Below are 1,616 nucleotides of genomic sequence, written 5' to 3'. Positions count from 1 at the left end.
CAAAGGTACATGGTTTACCTGTCGGGGGACGTATTTTGCCTGAGGTTTGATTTTCTATTGCTGACTAAGGGCTGTTTGCTGATTGGTTCGTATCATTGAGGCGAATTATAACTACTATGTCCACTGAATTCAGGCCAGCAGCTTGGGTAAGCTCTACGAATATTTATGAAGTCAATCTTCGTCAGTACACGGCTGAAGGTACTTTTCTTGCATTTTCAAAACATCTTACAAGATTAAAAGATATGGGTGTTGAAGTGATCTGGTTCATGCCGGTAACACCTATTTCAGAAAAGAACAGGAAAGGAACCCTTGGCAGTTATTACGCATGCTCCAGCTATGTTGATACCAACACTGAGTTTGGGACAGTCGATGAGTTTAAAGCATTAGTGAAATCGATCCATGGGTTGGGGATGAAAGTAATTATTGACTGGGTGGCCAATCATACCGGATGGGATCATGAGTGGACAATTTCGCATCCAGATTATTACACCCAGGATCATGAAGGAAACTTTAAACCGCCAGTTGAGAATTGGGAAGATGTAATCCATCTCAATTTTTATAATGCTTCATTGCGCAGAGCAATGATTGATGCGATGAAGTTTTGGGTGAATGATTGCGGTATAGATGGTTTCCGTTGCGATATGGCCATGCTTGTGCCTGTTGATTTTTGGAAAGAAGCAAGAACTGAATTAGATCGAATCCGCCCTCTTTTTTGGCTGGGTGAATTTGATCAATGGAATGATGAAGCTTATGCACATGTGTTCGACATCAGCTATACCTGGCATTGGATGCATATCTCAGAAGAGTTTTACAAGAACCATCGCCGAATGGTAGAATTAGATAAAGCGCTGAGCGGTTACAAACAAAAGCAGCCATCACATCACTTACATTCTTTCTTCACGAGTAATCATGATGAGAATAGTTGGAATGGTTCGGAATATGAAAAGTATGGAGCTTTTGCATTACCATTGGCAGTTTTCAGTTGCACATGGGATGGGGTTCCATTATTATATAGCGGTCAGGAGCTACCGAATAATAAAAGATTGGCATTTTTTGATAAGGATGAAATTGAATGGACAGATCAACCCGTATTACATACGTTCTATCGAAAACTGCTTGCGCTTCGTAAAGATTATCCATCTTTATTAGGTCATGATGAACACAATATTATTTGGCGGATTGCTACAGATCATCCCGATGAAATATTTTGTTTTGTACGAAAGAATAAAGAACAGGAGTTATTGGTGTTGTTGAATTTTTCTGAAAAACCCATTAATCTCATTTTGCATGATCTTAGGGTAAGAGGGGAATTCAGTGATATCTTTTCAACCGACAAAAAAGATGCAGCCGATACATTTACACTTGAACCTTGGGGGTATAAAGTAATGATCAAATAAAAAAAATCCCTCGCTTTTAAACGAGGGATTTTTTTTATTTGTTGTCTGCGTTTTAGTTATGGTTCATTACGCAGATCATTAATTGCATATTGGTAAACACCTTCATAGCCGGGATAAATACCTTCAATGATGATACTGTTGCCTGCATTATCAATGGCTTTCTTAAGATCATCTACCGACTTCACCGATTTGCCACCAGCACGAACAATAATAAATCCT

The 1,616-nt window shown here is 39.0% G+C and carries 1 protein-coding gene; it reads left to right on the top strand.

Translation table 11 applies throughout. The features are described from left to right. Positions 1-116 precede the first annotated feature (116 nt). Complete coding sequence (locus V6M43_RS00055; protein WP_332731994.1) at positions 117-1,397, top strand: alpha-amylase family glycosyl hydrolase; 1,281 nt, start codon at positions 117-119, stop codon at positions 1,395-1,397. Positions 1,398-1,616 lie beyond the last annotated feature (219 nt).

The sequence above is a fragment of the Flavihumibacter sp. genome (genome assembly GCF_036676075.1).
In the GTDB taxonomy this organism is placed as follows: Bacteria; Bacteroidota; Bacteroidia; order Chitinophagales; family Chitinophagaceae; genus Flavihumibacter.
This window is presented reverse-complemented; position numbering and strand designations above follow the sequence as displayed.

Bases quoted from the DNA above. Each gene is read 5' to 3' on its own strand.
- V6M43_RS00055 (WP_332731994.1), top strand. From the start codon at position 117: ATGTCCACTGAATTCAGGCCAGCAGCTTGGGTAAGCTCTACGAATATT.